At 65.7% G+C, this 14,998-nt stretch carries 14 protein-coding genes; all 14 read right to left on the reverse strand.

Annotated elements, in window-relative coordinates:
• Window positions 1-12: 12 nt before the first annotated feature.
• The 14 genes from fliD to ASD68_RS14955 all read right to left on the reverse strand — a co-directional run bounded on the left by fliD (window position 13) and on the right by ASD68_RS14955 (window position 14,946).
• Window positions 13-1,407, reverse strand: a complete 1,395-nt coding sequence (gene fliD, locus ASD68_RS14890) for a flagellar filament capping protein FliD (protein ID WP_056608160.1) — start codon at window positions 1,405-1,407, stop codon at window positions 13-15.
• A 65-nt stretch (window positions 1,408-1,472) separates the two neighbouring features.
• Complete coding sequence (locus ASD68_RS17430) at window positions 1,473-2,933, reverse strand: flagellin (protein ID WP_056608163.1); 1,461 nt, start codon at window positions 2,931-2,933, stop codon at window positions 1,473-1,475.
• Window positions 2,934-3,059: 126 nt separating this feature from the next.
• On the reverse strand, window positions 3,060-4,262 hold the full coding sequence (gene flgL, locus ASD68_RS14900; RefSeq protein ID WP_056608166.1) for a flagellar hook-associated protein FlgL: 1,203 nt from the start codon (window positions 4,260-4,262) through the stop codon (window positions 3,060-3,062).
• A gap of 3 nt (window positions 4,263-4,265) precedes the next feature.
• Window positions 4,266-6,128 carry a flagellar hook-associated protein FlgK gene (gene flgK / locus ASD68_RS14905; protein ID WP_056608169.1) on the reverse strand — a complete coding sequence of 621 codons (1,863 nt, stop codon included), beginning with the start codon at window positions 6,126-6,128 and terminating at the stop codon, window positions 4,266-4,268.
• A 162-nt stretch (window positions 6,129-6,290) separates the two neighbouring features.
• The gene (gene flgJ / locus ASD68_RS14910; protein ID WP_056608172.1) at window positions 6,291-7,388 is read right to left on the reverse strand and encodes a flagellar assembly peptidoglycan hydrolase FlgJ; all 1,098 of its coding nucleotides are present in this window, start codon (window positions 7,386-7,388) and stop codon (window positions 6,291-6,293) included.
• Between the two features lie 16 nt (window positions 7,389-7,404).
• Window positions 7,405-8,478: a flagellar basal body P-ring protein FlgI gene (locus ASD68_RS14915; protein WP_156458448.1), complete on the reverse strand. Its 1,074-nt coding sequence runs from the start codon at window positions 8,476-8,478 to the stop codon at window positions 7,405-7,407.
• 129 nt (window positions 8,479-8,607) lie between these two features.
• The gene (gene flgH, locus ASD68_RS14920) at window positions 8,608-9,288 is read right to left on the reverse strand and encodes a flagellar basal body L-ring protein FlgH (protein ID WP_056085268.1); all 681 of its coding nucleotides are present in this window, start codon (window positions 9,286-9,288) and stop codon (window positions 8,608-8,610) included.
• An 11-nt stretch (window positions 9,289-9,299) separates the two neighbouring features.
• Complete coding sequence (gene flgG, locus ASD68_RS14925) at window positions 9,300-10,085, reverse strand: flagellar basal-body rod protein FlgG (protein ID WP_007080096.1); 786 nt, start codon at window positions 10,083-10,085, stop codon at window positions 9,300-9,302.
• Between the two features lie 44 nt (window positions 10,086-10,129).
• Window positions 10,130-10,870 carry a flagellar basal-body rod protein FlgF gene (flgF, locus tag ASD68_RS14930; protein WP_056085270.1) on the reverse strand — a complete coding sequence of 247 codons (741 nt, stop codon included), beginning with the start codon at window positions 10,868-10,870 and terminating at the stop codon, window positions 10,130-10,132.
• A gap of 35 nt (window positions 10,871-10,905) precedes the next feature.
• Window positions 10,906-12,126, reverse strand: coding sequence for a flagellar hook protein FlgE (gene flgE, locus ASD68_RS14935; RefSeq protein ID WP_056608176.1), 1,221 nt, complete (start codon window positions 12,124-12,126; stop codon window positions 10,906-10,908).
• A gap of 37 nt (window positions 12,127-12,163) precedes the next feature.
• Window positions 12,164-12,811 carry a flagellar hook capping FlgD N-terminal domain-containing protein gene (locus tag ASD68_RS14940; protein ID WP_056085275.1) on the reverse strand — a complete coding sequence of 216 codons (648 nt, stop codon included), beginning with the start codon at window positions 12,809-12,811 and terminating at the stop codon, window positions 12,164-12,166.
• A gap of 25 nt (window positions 12,812-12,836) precedes the next feature.
• Window positions 12,837-13,256, reverse strand: coding sequence for a flagellar basal body rod protein FlgC (gene flgC / locus ASD68_RS14945; RefSeq protein WP_056085277.1), 420 nt, complete (start codon window positions 13,254-13,256; stop codon window positions 12,837-12,839).
• Entirely contained in the window at window positions 13,256-13,669 is a 414-nt protein-coding gene (gene flgB / locus ASD68_RS14950; protein ID WP_056085579.1) for a flagellar basal body rod protein FlgB, read from the reverse strand. Before flgB ends, flgC begins: the two co-directional genes overlap by 1 nt.
• Before the next feature lie 344 nt (window positions 13,670-14,013).
• Entirely contained in the window at window positions 14,014-14,946 is a 933-nt protein-coding gene (locus ASD68_RS14955; protein ID WP_056608179.1) for a chemotaxis protein, read from the reverse strand.
• Window positions 14,947-14,998: the final 52 nt, after the last annotated feature.

The raw sequence follows: 14,998 nt of genomic DNA on the forward strand, positions 1-14,998 counted from the left end.
ATAGGTTTGGGGTTACTTCTTGTTGCTGTTGTTCAGCGCATCAAACTGCTGCTGCAGATAGCTGCTGGTGCTGTTGAGCTTGCTCATCAACGTGTCCAGCGCGGTGAACTGCGCCTGGTAACGCGCGGTGAGGTCGGCCATGCGGCTGTCCAGCGTGGTCTGCTGGGTGGTCAGATCCTTCAACTGCTGGCTGATGCTGTCGGTGCGGCCGGCCAGCGTGCCGTGGTCGCCAACCCACTGGCCGAGCTGGCCGTTGAGCTGGGCGGCCAGGCCGTTGTCGCCGCTGAACAACTGGCTGGCGAGCTTGCCGCCGTCCTTCATTGCCGCCGTCAGCTTGTCGCTGTCCAGCTTCAACGTGCCATCCACTTGCAGCGAAACGCCCAAGGCGGCCAGCGAGGTGCCATTGGCGCTGCCGCCGACCAGCCGCGACAGCGTGCTGCTGATGCCGTTGATGGTGGCGTCGCCGATCATGGCGCCGGCGGTTTTGCTGGTGGCGTCGTACTTGGTGAGGTTCTGGTAGATCCCCACGAAGCTGTTGTAGGTATTGACCAGGTTGGTCAGCGCGCTGGTGGCCTTGCTGCTGTCGTTGGCCACGGTCAGCGTGCTTTCGCCCACGTCGACCAGGTTGAGGGTCAGGCCGTCGATGGCGGTGCTGACGATGTTGCCGGCGCTGTGGCCGGCGATGCCGTCGATGGTGTATTCGGCATCCTGCGCGGCGGTGATCACGTTGAGCGCGTTGCCGCTGCTGGTCGCCGCGTCGTAATGCAGCGCGGCCAGGTTGCCGTCGCCGCCCGTGCTGCTGACGGTGAATCCGTTGGCGGCGCCGCTGCCGGTACTGCTGAGCACCAGGTGCGCGCCATCCGTGCCGGTGACGATGGTGGCGGCGATGCCGGGGTTGTCCGTGGCCTTGTTGATCGCGTCGCGCACCTGCGCCAGCGAGTTGTTGCTGTCGCTGAGGTCGAGGTTCATCGACTTGTCGCCCACCGTGAGGGTGAGCGTGCCGGTGCCGACTTTGGCGTTGCCGTCGGCAAACGCGGCCGAGGAGGCCTTGAGCGAAGTGGCCAACTGACTCACTTCGATCTTGTAGCTGCCGCTTACCGGGGTGCCGAAAGCGCTGGCACCCAATACATCTTTGTCGCCCGTGCTCACCGTGCGCGCGTTGAACGCGCTGCCGTCGGTGATCGAGGCCATGGCTGATTGCAACGCGGACAGCGCGGCGCCGATCTGGCCCAGGCCGGACAACTGGGTATTGGCCTGCGCGGCCTGGTTGGTGATCTGGTTCTGCTGCGGCGCCTTCTTGGCGGCCACCAGCTTGTCCACCAACGTGGCGACGTCCAGGCCGGAACCCACGCCCATGGAGGTCAGCAAACCCGTGGTGGGTGTGGTGGAGCCTACCGTGATAGCCATGGACGTCGATTCCTGTAATGGGGAAGACGGCTGCGGACTATCCGCAGCCGTCTCGGGTCAAGCAGTTACTGCAGCAGCTTCAACACGCTCTGCGTGCTGGCGTTGGCCTGCGCCAGCACCGAGACACCAGCCTGTTGCAGGATGTTGGCGCTGGACATGTTCGCGGTTTCCGCGGCGAAGTCGGCATCCTGGATCTGGCTGCGCGACGCGCTGAGGTTCTGCGAAATGGTCTGCAGGTTGGCGATCGTCGAGGTGAAGCGGTTCTGCACCGCACCCAGGTCGCTGCGCATGGCACTGATGGTGGACAGGGCGGCGTCGATGCGGGTGATGGTCTGGTTGGCGCCAGTCACCGTGTTGACGTTGCTGCCGTCCAAGCTGCCCTTCGCGGTGTTGACCGCACCGGCGCCGGAGAAGTTCAGGTTGCCGGCACCGGTGCCCGACTTGGTGCCGTCGACCGTCAGGTCGTTCAGCGAGTTGATGCCGAACGACTTGGTGGCACTGTCGTAGTACGCCGAGACGCCGTCGATATTCATCGAGTTGATCTTGCTGACGAAAGCCTGGGCGTCGGCGTAGGTGCCGGCCACATCCTTGCCGTTGATGAGCAGGTCGCCAGTCTCCAGGGTGAGGCCGGCGGGCGTATCGGTACCAGCGGCGACACCCGTGACAGACGAACCGGTACCGAGCATGCTGCCGGTAACCGTGATATCCCCATCGCTGATGGTTCCAGCCGTGAAGGTGATCGCGCCGCCGCTCACCGCTGCCGTGATATCGCTGGAGGCGGTGGCCAACTGCGAATTGATGTCATCGACCATATCCTGCAGTGTCGCGCCGCCCGCGGTGTAATCCGCCGTCAGCGTAACTGTATCGCCAGCGACATCAATGGTCCCATTGGTCGTGCTGTAGTCGGCGAGGGTGATCGCATCGGAGGTGAAGCTCGCTGCCGTGCCCGTGCTACCAGCAACAGCGGCTGGGAACAGCGCGCTGATGTCGCCGGTGGTGGAAACCGCAGCCTTGCCGACCTGGGTGGAACCCGCACCCTGACTCAGGTTGACGGTGATCGTTTCGCCGACGTTGGCGCCGATCTGGAACGCGGCGCTGCCGAAGGTGCCGTCCAGCACGTGACGGCCGTTGAAGGTGGTCTGCTGCGAGATACGGGTGATTTCCGACAGACGCTGCTGCACTTCGGCGTCCAGCGCCTTGCGGTCGCTGTCGGAGTTGGTGGCGTTGGCGGACTGCACGGCCAGCGTACGGATGCGCTGCATGTTGTTGGTCACCTCGTTCAACGCCGACTCGGTGGTCTGCGCCAGCGAGATGCCGTCGTTGGCATTGCTGACAGCCTGGTTCAGGCCGTTGATCTGGGTGGTGAAGCGGGTGGAAATGGCGAGGCCGGCGGCATCGTCTTTCGCGCTGTTGATGCGCATGCCGGACGACAGCCGCTCGATCGCGGTGGACAGCTTGCTCTGCGACGCGGCCAGGTTTTTCTGGGCATTCAGCGAGCTGATGTTGGTGTTGACGCTCATGACCATGGGAGTATCTCCAAATCGGGGTTGTGTGCCGACGATGGCCGGCCCAGACAATCGGACGGGGATTCACTCGGGAATGCCTCCGCCTTGTTCAGTGTTTCGACTCGACACATCGGAACTTGAGTCTTGTCAACGCAAATAATCAAATAATTTTGACCCTTGCACCTTGGTAAAGGTCTGCTGCGCAGCCTGCAACGCGGTGGTTTGCGCGCCGAGCTGGCTGATTGCGTCGTAGTAGTTGACACTTTGCACGTCTGAAAGCGCGCTCTTGTACTGCAGGCTCAAGTCATCGTTGAGCCCCGACTGCTGATCCAGCGCATTCATCCGCGCACCCACCTTGCCGCGGGTACGCGAAATGTTGTCGATCGCCTGATCGAGGCTGGAAAACTGGGTGTTGATGGCGTTCTGCATCTTGCTGTCGCCGCCATTGGGCGTCTGCAGCACATTGATGATGTTGTCGAGCGTGGCGAACACGCTTTGCGGTTGCGATGCGCCAAGCGCAAAGCTGTCGCCCACGTCGGGCGCACCCTGGAAGGCAACCTGCGCACCGCGGAACGTGATGCTGCCGCCCTTGATCGGGTCGTAGGTACCGGTGTCCAGCACGGTGCCGACGCCGTCCTGCACTTCAAACGTATCGGCCGCGGTGAACACGATGCTGTAGCTGCCGCCATCCCACGCCGAAGGGTTGGCGTTGGGGTTGCTGACGCTGGTGCTGCCCGCCACCAAGCTGCCGGTATTGGCGGTGCTGGCGCTGACGGCAAACGTGCCGTTGCCGCTGGGAATATTGCCGAACACCGCGCTGCCCGGATCGCCGGTGGCGATCTGCAGGCCGGGACCGGCGGCGACCATGCGCTGCCCGTCGTCACCCACGTAGGTAACGCTGCCTTGCGAGGCGAACGGCTCGGTGCCGGTGCGGTTGCCGGCGAAGATGTAGTCGCCCTGGCCATCCTTGCTGTTGGCCTGGCCCAGCAACTGCTGGCGCAGTTGCACCATTTCGGCGGCGATGTCGCCGCGGGTTTCATCCGTCTGCGAACCGTTGGCCGCCTGCAGCAGCAGCGTGCGCACGCGACCCAACACGTTGGTGACGTTGGACAGGCTCTGGTCTTCCAGCCCCAGTCGCGCGTTGGCCGAGGTGATGTTGCGCTGGTACTGCGCGTTGTCGGCACCGAGATGGGTAAGGTCCACCGCGCGCGCCGCGCCAACCGGATCGTCGGAGGGCTGGTTGATGCGCTTGCCCGTGCTCAACTGCGTGCTGAGGTTGGACAGGTCGCTTTGCCGATCCATCATGCTGCCGACCGACTGCTGCTGCATCCAGCTGGTGGAAACTCGCATGGCTTACCCCTGCACGGCGCTGAGCAGCGCGGTGAACATGCTGTTGGCGGTGGTGATGACCTGCGCCGACGCCTGATAGGCCTGCTGGAAACGCACCAGGTTGGCGGCCTCCTCGTCCAGGTTCACGCCCGAGACGCTTTGCTGCGATCCGTAGGCCTGGTTATAGACGGCTGTTTGCGTGGTCTTCTCGTCGTTGGCTACGGCGCCGGCACTGCCGACCTGGCCCACCAGCTGGCTGTAGGCACCGCCCACGCTGGTGACGCCGCCGTTGAGCACACCCAGATTGGCCACCTTGCCGAGCATCAGCGCGTTGGTGTTGTCGCCCTGCGCGTTGCTGTTTGGCGTCAGGGTGAAGCTGTCGCCGTTCTGCGGCGTGCCGCTGAGTTGCAGGTTCCAGCCGTTGGCGTTGATCGGCTGCCCCGGCGTGTAGGTTTGTACGGCGCCGCTGTCCACGGTGTACGTGGTGGCGGAGGTGAACTGCACGACACCGCCGCTGAGCGCGCCGCCATCGAGGCTGGCGCTGGCCGTGGCGGTACCGGTGTTGTTGATGCCGTTCTTGATGGCCAGTGGCGCGGCGGCGGCAACCTTGTCCGGGTTGGTGATCACCACCGCGAGACTGGCGGCCGCATTGCGGCTGGGCTGGATGCGGAAACTGTCGCCGGCCACGGCACCGGCCGGCACCACCATGCTCAGGCCGCCTGCCGTGAACGGATCGGCGGCGGTACCGGTGCCGCCCATCGCCACGTTGTTGCCATTGGTATCGCGCAGCGACCAGGCACCACCGGCGTAGCTGAGGGTGTAATCGGCGCCGGTGAGCTTGCTGATGTCGCTGATGCTGGCGTCCACGTTGCCGGTGCCGTTGTTGCTGCTGGCTGCCTGCGCGGTGGGGCCGGCCACGCTGAAAAACTGGCCGCCCACGTCGCCGTTCAGATCCACGCCCTGCATGTGCTGGGCGTTGAAGGCGCTGGCCAGTGCCTGCGCGGTGCGACCCAACTGGGTCTGCGCCGGGTCCAGCACGCTGCTGCGGAAATCCATCAAGGCGCCCAGGGCGCCGCCGCTGATGCGCCCGCTCAGCACGCTGCCGGAGGCCGCGCCCACCACTTCCTGGCGGGTGGCGTCGTAAACGTTCGGCGCGGTGGCCAGCGGGTATGACTGCGTGTCCGACACCAGCGCCTGGCCGTTGCCCACGAACACGTTGATGGTGTTGTCGTTCTGCGGCACCACCGTGATGCCCACCTGCGCCGCCAGGTCTTTCACCAGGGCGTCGCGCTTGTCGAGCAGGTCGGAGGGCGGCGTGCCGCCGGTGGCTACGGACGAGCGGATCAGGCCGTTCAACTTGGCGATCGAGTCGCTGTAGCTGTTGATCGAATTGACGGCGTCGCCGATCTGCTGCTGCACCTGGCTGGAGAGCTGGTTGAACTGGCCGGACAGCGACTGGAACGTGCTCACCAACCCGCCTGCGCGCGCCAGCAAGACCTGGCGCGAGGCGGTATCCGACGGCGCATTGGCGGTGTCGTTGACCGCGCCGAAAAAGCTGTCGAGCGAGGTCTGCAGGTTGCTGCTGCCGGACAACTGGTTGTTGATCTGGCCGGTGAGGCCGGCCATGGTGTCGGCGCGGCTGGAGCTGGACGTGGCCGACCACAGCGAGGTGTTGAGGAACTGGCTGTACGCGCGCTGCACCGCCACCGTGTTGACGCCGCTGCCGATGAAATAGCCGCCCACACCCTGCGGCAGCGCGGTACCGAACGACACCTGCTGACGGCTGTAACCGTTGGTGTTGACGTTCGCCACGTTGTGGCCGACGGTGCTCAGGCCAACCTGGGCGGCGAGCAGGCCGGAGACGCCGGTGTTGAGCATGTCAACCATGGATCTTCCTCGGTGTGCCGGATACACGGCAACGCACGCCACCGTTAACGGCGAGAGATGCGATAGCTGTAGGAGCGACTTCAGTCGCGATGCTTCCATCGGATTCGCGCAAGTGCGTCGCGGCTGAAGCCGCTCCTACAACAGCGTTCGCGATGGGCCGGTTCATTGCGCCACCCCATCCAGATGCAGCGCCGCCAAGGCCTCGCGCATCTGCGGGCTGTTGGCGATGGCGGTGATCTTTTGCGCGTACGACGGGTCGGTGGCGTAGCCGCCGCGCACCAGCGCGTGGGCGAAGCCGGCGATGTTTTCGCCCTGGCCCAGGGCGCGGGCATAGCGTGGGCTGTCGCTGATCAGGCGGGCGTAGTCGGCGAACGAATCGGACGGCGAATCGTAGGCACGGAACTGGTCGCGCTTGCGTACGGCCACGCCGTTTTCGTATTCAAGCGTTGGCACGGTGACCTTGTCGCCGTCCCAGCTGCTGCCGGCCTTGATGCCGAACAGGTTGTTGCTGCTGCTGCCGTCGCCACCGCGGGGCAGGTGTTTGCCCCAGCCGGTTTCCAGCGCGGCCTGCGCCAGCAGCGCGCGGGTGGAGACACCCAGCTTCTGCGCGGCCGCGGCGGCGTGCGGCGCCAGCGCACGCACGAAATTCACCGGGTCGCCACCGGGCAGCAAGCGGGCGGCGGTGCCGGCCACGTTCGCGGCGCCCTGGGCCAGCCTGTCCAGCGTGTCGCGCCAGCCGGGGTTGGTGTCGGTGACGGACGGCATGGCGTTGGAGGCGGCGTCGTTGTCGGCATCGCTGCCCAGTTGCAGCAGCGCGCGCACGTTGGCGTTCATCACCTCACTGACGTCGCGCGCCGTCCTTGTGCCGGGCGCGCTTGCACTCAACGCCTGCGTGGCGGCCAGGTCGGCGGGCGTCAGCACGGCCGGCGCGGCATCGGGCTTTCCGCCCAGCTGGCGGATCAGCATCTTCGCGATGCCCAGGCCGTTGCGGCCATTGGCCAGGGTCAACGACAGCTGCTGGTCGAACATGTCGCGGTACGAATCGCCCGCCTTGCTGTCGCCGATGCCTTCGCCGATCGAGGCGTTGGCGTCGCGCATCGACTTCAACATCATCTGCGTAAAGATCGACTCGAACTGCTTGGCCACCGCCGGCAACGCCGCCTTGCCGCCATCGCTGCGCGCTTGCGCGCGCAACTGCTGGAAGCCGGACATTTCGGTCCAGGTATCGAGGGCAGGATTGTTGGGGTTGATGGCTGTCATGATCTTGACGGTTTGATCAAATCACCACGAGCTCTGCATGAAGCGCGCCAGCCTGCTTCAATGCCTGCAGGATCGAGATCAGGTCGCTGGGTGCGGCGCCCACCTGGTTCACGGCGCGCACGATGGTGTCCAGGCTCACGCCCGGGCCGAACTTGAACATGTGGCCGTTGTCTTCGCTGACCTGCACGTTGCTGCTGGGCACGATCGCGGTCTGGCCCTGGCTGAACGGCGCCGGCTGGCTGACCAGCGGCTGCTCGCCGATGGTCACCTGGATGGCGCCATGCGATACCGCCGCCGCACTCACCCGCACGTCCGAACCGATCACCACGGTGCCGGTGCGCGAGTTGACCACCACCCGCGCCGGCGCATCGCCGGGCTGCACTTCAAGACTCTGGATCGCACCCATCCACGCCACTTTCTGCGACGGGTCCTGCGGCCCGCGCACGGATACCGAACCGCCATCGATCGCCTGCGCGGTACCGGCGCCGTAGGCCTGGTTGATCGCCGTGGCGATGCGCGCGGCCGTGGTGAAATCGGCGGTGTTGAGGTTCAGCGTCAAATTGCCGCCACCGGAAAACGACGATGGCACGGTGCGCTCCACCGAGGCGCCATTGGGAATGCGCCCGCTGGCGGAAATGTTCACCTGCACGCTGGAGCCACTCTTGCCCTGCGCACTGATGCCACCCACCACCACGCTGCCCTGCCCGATCGCGTAGACGTTGCCGTCGGCGCCGCGCAGCGGGGTCATCAGCAGCTGGCCACCGCGGATGCTCTTGGCGTTGCCGATCGAGGCCACGGTGACGTCGATCGCCTGGCCGGGCTTGGCGAACGGCGGCAACTCCGCCGTAACCATCACCGCGGCCGCGTTCTTCAGCTGCGGCCGCGCATTCGCCGGCACGGTGATGCCGAACTGCTGCAACATGTTTTCCAGGCTTTGCGTGGTGAACGGTGCCTGCGTGGTCTGGTCGCCGCTGCCGTCCAGGCCCACCACCAGGCCGTAGCCGATCAGCTGGTTGCTGCGCACGCCGGCGACCTGGGCGAGGTCGCGGATCTTGTCGGCGTGGGCGGGGGCAATGAACAGCGCGCACAGCGCGAGGCTGAATACGAAGCGCAGACCTGCCCCCTTCCCCCGCGGGGGAGAGGGAGCGAAGGTGCCGGGCGGGTTCGTGCCTTCGTGCTTCGGCGTGCCCGTGAAGTTTATGGACGTATGGACGTTCATTTAGAAAGGCATCCATTTGGAATTGAAGAACCGCGACAACCAGCCTCGCGTATTGGCGTCGGCCAGCGTGCCGCGGCCGGTGTAGCTGATGCGGGCGTCGGCAACGCGGGTTGAAGGCACCACGTTGTCCTGGCCGATGTCCTGCGGGCGCACGATGCCGGAGATGCGCACCAGCTCCTGGCCCTGGTTGATGGTCAGCCACTTTTCGCCGCGTATCAGCAGATTGCCGTTGGTGAGGCGCTGCGCCACGGTGACGGTGAGTTGTCCGACCAGTTGATTGCTTTGGGTGCTGGAGCCGGCGCCGTCGAAGGTGCGCTCGCCATCCAACCCGATATCCGCCACCTTGCCGCCGATCGACAAGGCATGGCCGAGGACGGTGGGCGAGGCGATGTTCGCCTTGTCGCTCTTGCTGGTGGTGGTGGTGGCCTTCTTGCTGGCCTGGGTGCTTTCCACCAGGGCCACCGTGAGGATGTCGCCGACGCGGTGCGCGCGCGGGTCGGCGAACAACTCCATGTTCTGCTGGTCGTGATAGATCGACCCGTCCGCCTGCGCCACCGTCGGCTGCGCGGGCGGCGGCGTGGGCGCCCATTGCGCGTCGTCGCGCGCGGTGGGGCCACCAGCGCAACCGGCCAGCAGGGCCAGGGCGCAAAGAGCGGTCAGGGTTCGGCAACGGGTGAACATCACGGCATCACTCAGAGTTTGTTGGTCAGGTACTGCAGCATCGAGTCGGCAGCCGACACGGCCTTGGAGTTCATTTCGTAGGTGCGCTGGGTCTGGATCATGTTGACCATCTGCTCGACCACGTTGACGTTGGAGCTTTCCAGCGCACCCGACTCCAGCGTGCCCAGCCCGTTGAGTCCGGGCTGGCCAATCTGCGGCGAGCCGCTGGAGGCGGTTTCCAGGTAGAGGTTGTCGCCGTTGGGCTGCAGGCCGGCCGGGTTGATGAAGTCGGCCAGCTGCACGGTGCCGATCTGCTGGGTGGCGGCCTGGCCGGCCAGGCTCACGCTGACGGTGCCGTCGCTGCCGATGGTGATGCTCTGCGCGTTGGCCGGGATGCTGATCGGCGGATCGATGGAGTAGCCGTTGGCGGTGACGATCTGGCCGTTCTCATCCTGGTGCAGCGAGCCGTCGCGGGTGTAGGCGATGGTGCCGTCGGGCATCGTCACCTGCAGGAAGCCGCGGCCCTGGATGGCCACGTCCAGCGCGTTGCCGGTCTGCTCGATGTTGCCCTGGGTGAACAGCTTCTCGCTGCCGACCACGCGCACGCCGGTACCCAGCATCAGGCCCGAGGGCGCCTGGGTCTGCTCGGTGGTCTGGCCGCCGGGCTGGCGCAGGTTCTGGTAGACCAGGTCCTGGAACGAGGCGCGGGCGCTCTTGTAGCCGGTGGTGTTGGCGTTGGCCAGGTTGTTGGAAATCACGTCCATGCGCGTTTGCTGCGCATCGAGGCCGGTCTTGGCTACCCACAGGGAAGAGAACATGTCATTGACTCCGTTTGGACGTCTGGGTGTCTATGTGAAAGTGATCAGGCCATCTGCAGCAGCCGCGAGGCTGACTGCGCGTTTTCGTCGGCGCTCTTGATCGAGCGGATCTGCAATTCGTACTGACGCGACAGCTGGATCATCTGCACCAGCGTTTCGGACGGGTTGACGTTGCTCGACTCCAGCGCGCCCGACTTCAGGGTGACCGCTGGGTCCGCGGGGGCGTTGCCGCCACCGACCAGGTGCATCAGGCCGTCGGTGCCCTGCTGCAGTTGATCCACGCCGGGATTGACCAGCTTGAGGCGGCCGACCGCAGCGATGGTTTCGGGCGTCTGGCCCATCGGCACCACCGACAGCGTGCCGTCGGCGCCGATCGACATCTGCGTGCTTTGCGGCACGGTGATCGGTCCGCCGTCACCCATCACAGGGTTGCCGCGGTCATCGGTGAGCAGGCCATCGGCGGTGAGTTGCAGGCTGCCTGCGCGTGTGTACGCCTCGCTGCCGTCGGGTGCCTGCACCGCGATCCAGCCCTCGCCCTGCACCGCCACGTCCAGTTCGCGACCGGTGTCGATCTGGCCGCCCTGGCGCATGTCGACGCCCTGCCCGTAGGCCACGCCGTTGACGCGCGTGGGCAGGCCCTGCCCCTGCACCGCCAGCGGCTGGAACGCGGACATCTGCGCCTTGAAACCGACCGTGTCGGCGTTGGCGAGGTTGTGCGCCACCTCCGACTGCGCCCGCATCATCTGCGTGGCGCCGGTCATGGCTACATAGAGGGAATGGTCCATGGGTCAGGTTCCGTGGGTCAGCGAAGGGCCGGGGCTCAGTTGCCGATGTTGATGATGGTCTGGGTCAACTTGTTGTCGGCCTGGATCACCTGCGCATTGGCCTGGTAGTTGCGCTGCGCCTTGATCATGTTGACCAGCTGCGCGGTGAGGTCGGAGGTGTTGGAAGCCTCCAGCGCACCGGCCTGCACCACGCCGTAGGTACCGTTGCCGGCCGCGCCCATCACCGGCGTACCGGAGTCGTAGGACGCCGCCCAGTTGGTGTTGTCCAGCTGACGCAGGCCCTGCTGGTTGGAGAACTGCGCCAGCGCAAGCTGCCCCAGAGAGGTGGTCTGGCCGTTGGAATACTTCGCCTGCACCACGCCCTCGGCGGACACGTCGATGCTGGACAGGATGCCGGTGGGGTAGCCGTCCGGATTGATCGCACTGGCGGCATAGGTGTTGCCGAACTGGGTGGCCTTGGCCAGGTCCAGGCTCAGCTGCATCGGGTCCGAACCGGGGCTGACGTTCACCGCACCGAAGTTCAGCTTGCCGCCCACCGGCGCGACCAGCCCGCCGCTGCTGTTGAAGGTGAGCTGCTGCGACGCGCCGGCCTGCTGGCCGTCGATATACAGGCTGGCGTTCCACACATTGGCCGCCGCGTCCTTGACGAAATACACGGTGCCGCTGTGGGTGGCGCCGAGCGAGTCGTAGGCCGTGAACGGGGTCGACTGATTGAAACTGGTTGCATCGTTGGGGTCGAACGCCACCGCCGGCGGGGTAGCGTCCGAGGGCAGGTTCAGCGACATCTGCACGTTGCCGGTGGCCTTGGCCGCGTTCTGCGAGGTCAGCAGTTGCAGGTCGGACAACGTGCTGTTGTCGAAGGTGCCGTTGGCGTTGGCCGGAAAGATCTGCAGGCGCTGGCCGGCGGAGTTGGTGACAAAGCCGTTCGGGTCCTTCTGGAACGCACCGGCGCGGGTGTAGGAGTAGCCCTTGCCGTCCTTCAGGGTGAAAAAGCCGTCGCCGCTGATCGCGAAATCCAGGCTGTTGTCGGTGGTCTCGATGCTGCCGGCGGTGAACTGCTGGGCCACATTGGTCAGCCGCACGCCGCTGCCGATCTTGGTGGCGCTGAGGTTGGGGCCGGCAGCGCTGAACAGCTCGGCGAACTGGCCACGCGAGCCCTTGAAGCCGGTGGTGGCGGTGTTGGCGATATTGTTGGCGGTGACCTCGAGATCGGCGGATGCCGCGTTGAGGCCGCTCAGTGCGATATTGAAAGCCATCGGGAAATTCCTTAAGTGTTGTAGCCCCGTGGGGCCGTCAGTTGATCTGCGCGACCTGACTCAGCAGGACCCCACCAAAACCGTCCACATCCAGATAGGCGCCATCAGCGCCGGTCATCCCCACGCCGGCCACCTTGCCGCTGACGTAGGTCGGCACCGCGGTGTTGCCCGCCTGCGCCTTGAGGCCGTACGTGGCGTTCGCCAGCACGGTGCCGTCATCGCCCTTGCCGTCCCAGTGGAACGACGCCAGGCCCGATGCCGGCGTACCCAGGTTCAACGTGCGCAGCACGTTGCCGGCCGCATCGGTGATCTGCACCAGCACGGTGCCGCCGCCATCGGGCACGTTCACCGCGCCATCCAGGCCGCCGTCCTGCAACTTGCCCGCGGCCGACGGCACGGTGACGCTGCGCCCGACCATGCTGCTGGCCTGCAACAGCTGGTTGCCCTGCATCGAGGCGCTCAGCGCATCGAACGAAGTCTTCAACGACTGCGTCGCGGACACCTGGCCGATCTGCGCCAGCTGGCTGACCATCTGCGATGAATCCATCGGCTGGGTCGGGTCCTGGTTGCGCATCTGCTGCACCAGCAGGCTCAGGAAATCGGACTGGCTGAGTGCCTTGTCCTTGCTGCTGGTCGCCGCGGTGGCCGCCGCCGAACCCACGCCGTTGATTGCCATGTCGCTCATTTCATGTGCCTCGAAAGGGGTTGCATCACTTGCCCAGATCCAATGTCTTCTGCATCAGCTGGCGGGTGGAATTCATGACCTCGACGTTGTTCTGGTACGAACGCGAGGCGGAAATCATGTTGACCAGCTCATCGACCGGGTTGACGTTGCTGGAGAAGACATAGCCGTCGGCGTTGGCCAGCGGGTTGCCCGGCTCGTAGCGGCTGGGAATCGCCGCCTGGCTCTCGGTGACGCCAAGCACCTGCACGCCCTGGCCGTTGTCGACCGCCTGGCTGCCGAACTGCTTCTGCACCGCCGCAAACAGCGGCTGGCGCGAGCGATAGGCCGCTTCCGGCGTACTGGCCACGCTGTCGGCGTTGGCGAGGTTGCTGGCCACGGTGTTGAGCCGGGTCGACTGGGCGGCCATGCCGGAGCCGGCCACGTTGAATATGGAGAAAAGAGACATCAGCCTTGGCCCTCGATGGCGGTGCGCAACATGCGGATCTGCGCCGTGATGAAGGAAAGGCTCGCCTGGTAATGCACGCCATTGGCGGCAAAGGCGGCCTGCTCGACCTGCTCGTCGACGGTGTTGCCGTCCATGCTGGGTTGGGTGGGATTGCGCCAGGACAGCTGCGTGGCGGCCGCCGTCGTCGAACCGGCACCGATCTGCCCGGGTGTGGGCGCCTGCAACGCCACGTTGCCCGCCGCACCCGCGCTGTCACTGGCCGCGGCCAGCACCTTGCGGAAATCGATGTCGCGCGCCTGGAATCCCGGCGTGTCCGCATTGGCCAGGTTGTTGGCCAGAACTTCGGTACGGTTCTGCCACAGGTCCAGGGCCCGGGTATGGATGCCAAACAGGTTGTCGGGGGTCAGGCTCATCGTTTCGCTCCGCGTGCTGTTGCTGCACGGAGCAGGAGGCAAATTGCATGCCACCGCGGTGAAAGCCTTGCTGGGACTGGGTTTGCGGGTGTTGCGACGGCGCGTCAGAAATGAGGCGCCGGGGTAAAGACGGTTTGTTGACGCTGTCGGAAGAGCCCCCTCATCCGCCTTACGTGCCGCTCCTGCGGCACGCCCTTCGGGCCGGCTTCGCCGTTCGCTTCGGCATCCTGCCTTCGCAGTCGGCACCTTCTCCCGCAAGCGGGAGAAGGGAAACGTCGCAAGCTCCAGCCACTCCCTTCTCCCGCTTGCGGGGGAAGGTGCCCGACAGGGCGGAAGGGGGGCTTTTACGCCTCTTCGTCGTGCTCCGGCAACAAATCCAGCACCGCCTTGGCCAGCAAGTCAGGCTGGAACTTCGCCACGAAGCGGTCGGCGTTCACCTCTTTCACCATCGCCTCGTTGAACAGCCCGCTGAGCGAACTGTGCAGCACCACCTTGAGCTGGCGCAGGGATGGGGTTTCACGGATGGCGCGGGTCAGCGCGTAGCCATCGAGCCGCGGCATCTCGATATCGGATACCACCAGCTTCACGCCGTCGGCGGGATCGGCATCCACCAGTTCCAGCAGCCGCTCCAGCGCCTCGCGGCCATCCTGCGCCACCACGCATTCGATATTCATCTGCTTGAACAGGGCCACCAACCGGCGCCGGGCGATCACCGAATCGTCCACCACCATGATCCGTCGCGGGCTCAGCATGGTGTCGTCGGAAAGGCGCTGCATCTGCGCCGACAGCTCGGCTGGGCCCGAGTCGATGCTGGCCAGCACGTGCTCCACGTCGATCACCGCCATCAGCGCGCCGTCGATGCGGGTCACCGCATTCACCCGCGCGCCAAACCCCAGCGCGCCAGATGGCGCCACCAGCGATTCGCCATCGCAATGCACCATCCGTTGCAGGTCGGACACCAGGAAACCCTGCATCGAGCGGCTGAACTCGGTGACCATCAGGTGAGCCGAATCCACGTCGCGCAACGGCGCATAGCCCAGCGCCGCGGCCAGGTCGATCACCGGAATGGTCTGGCCGCGGTAATCGCAGCTGCCGGCCAGCAATTCATGCACGCCGTGCATGCGCTCCAGCGGCGGCCGGCGCAGCACCTCGCGCACCTTGAACACATTGATGCCGAACAGTTGCTGGTCGCCCAGCGTGAACAGCAGCATCGCCACCCGGTTGTGCCCGGCCAGCCGGGTATGCCGTTCCACCGTGTCCAGTAGCGTGCCGCTCATGCAGATTCCTCGACGCCCAACCGCACCGCGCGGTTCCAGTTGAATCTATCGG

The organism is Rhodanobacter sp. Root627, assembly GCF_001427835.1.
GTDB lineage: Bacteria > Pseudomonadota > Gammaproteobacteria > Xanthomonadales > Rhodanobacteraceae > Rhodanobacter > Rhodanobacter ginsenosidimutans.

Excerpts from the sequence above, each read along its gene's own strand:
- flgH (WP_056085268.1), bottom strand. The coding sequence starts at position 9,288 with ATGTTCACCCGTTGCCGAACCCTGACCGCTCTTTGCGCCCTGGCCCTG.
- ASD68_RS17430 (WP_056608163.1), bottom strand. The coding sequence starts at position 2,933 with ATGGTCATGAGCGTCAACACCAACATCAGCTCGCTGAATGCCCAGAAA.
- flgB (WP_056085579.1), bottom strand. The coding sequence starts at position 13,669 with ATGAGCCTGACCCCCGACAACCTGTTTGGCATCCATACCCGGGCCCTG.
- ASD68_RS14955 (WP_056608179.1), bottom strand. The coding sequence starts at position 14,946 with ATGAGCGGCACGCTACTGGACACGGTGGAACGGCATACCCGGCTGGCC.
- ASD68_RS14940 (WP_056085275.1), bottom strand. The coding sequence starts at position 12,811 with ATGAGCGACATGGCAATCAACGGCGTGGGTTCGGCGGCGGCCACCGCG.
- flgK (WP_056608169.1), bottom strand. The coding sequence starts at position 6,128 with ATGGTTGACATGCTCAACACCGGCGTCTCCGGCCTGCTCGCCGCCCAG.
- flgF (WP_056085270.1), bottom strand. The coding sequence starts at position 10,870 with ATGGACCATTCCCTCTATGTAGCCATGACCGGCGCCACGCAGATGATG.
- flgE (WP_056608176.1), bottom strand. The coding sequence starts at position 12,126 with ATGGCTTTCAATATCGCACTGAGCGGCCTCAACGCGGCATCCGCCGAT.
- flgJ (WP_056608172.1), bottom strand. The coding sequence starts at position 7,388 with ATGACAGCCATCAACCCCAACAATCCTGCCCTCGATACCTGGACCGAA.
- fliD (WP_056608160.1), bottom strand. The coding sequence starts at position 1,407 with ATGGCTATCACGGTAGGCTCCACCACACCCACCACGGGTTTGCTGACC.
- flgC (WP_056085277.1), bottom strand. The coding sequence starts at position 13,256 with ATGTCTCTTTTCTCCATATTCAACGTGGCCGGCTCCGGCATGGCCGCC.
- flgL (WP_056608166.1), bottom strand. The coding sequence starts at position 4,262 with ATGCGAGTTTCCACCAGCTGGATGCAGCAGCAGTCGGTCGGCAGCATG.
- flgG (WP_007080096.1), bottom strand. The coding sequence starts at position 10,085 with ATGTTCTCTTCCCTGTGGGTAGCCAAGACCGGCCTCGATGCGCAGCAA.